Source organism: Stenotrophomonas sp. PS02289, from assembly GCF_029960115.1.
GTDB lineage: Bacteria > Pseudomonadota > Gammaproteobacteria > Xanthomonadales > Xanthomonadaceae > Stenotrophomonas.
On record NZ_JASCOZ010000357.1, the window covers coordinates 1 to 527 of the forward strand.

Below are 527 nucleotides of genomic sequence, written 5' to 3' on the forward strand. Positions count from 1 at the left end.
TCACGCTGCAGTTCGGTAACGCCCTTACGGCGTAACCGAAGCTGCTGCTTTAATTGCTCGCCCACGATTCGCGACGCTAATCGTGGGCCCCGAAGCATTCCACCTATCCCCGCGCCTGTCGGCGCGCCCCCTTAACAAAAGGGGGCTGTTGCTCCAGATGGATTACCGGGGCGCTTGGACACACATGGCGCGTCCCTACGGCTTTTCGCAGGGGGACTGCTCGGTGCCGCACAGCGGGGTGGCGCTGATCGTGCGGATCCAGGCCTGCTGCTGGGCGGGATGAACGCGGGTGGGAAGATGGGCGTTGCGCTCGCCTTCGCTGGCGGGTCGCCAGTGGTACTCAATGCGGTGTACGTACTGCTGGCCCTGCAGATAGCCGATCAGGGCTCCTTCGCCGAACGGCGCGGCGGGGCCGAACCGGTCGCAGAAACCACCGGCGATGGTGGACTCACCCGCAGCGGCCGCGCCGCTGCGCGGCTCGATCTCGGTGAAGGTGCCCCCACACACCTTACGGGCCTCCTGCTGGC

1 protein-coding gene is annotated in these 527 nt (G+C 66.6%); it reads right to left on the bottom strand.

The window, feature by feature from the left end; all coding sequences use genetic code 11:
* Positions 1-195: 195 nt before the first annotated feature.
* The coding region (locus QMX83_RS21590) for a hypothetical protein (protein ID WP_282298671.1) at positions 196-527 on the bottom strand (332 nt) is incomplete at its 5' end.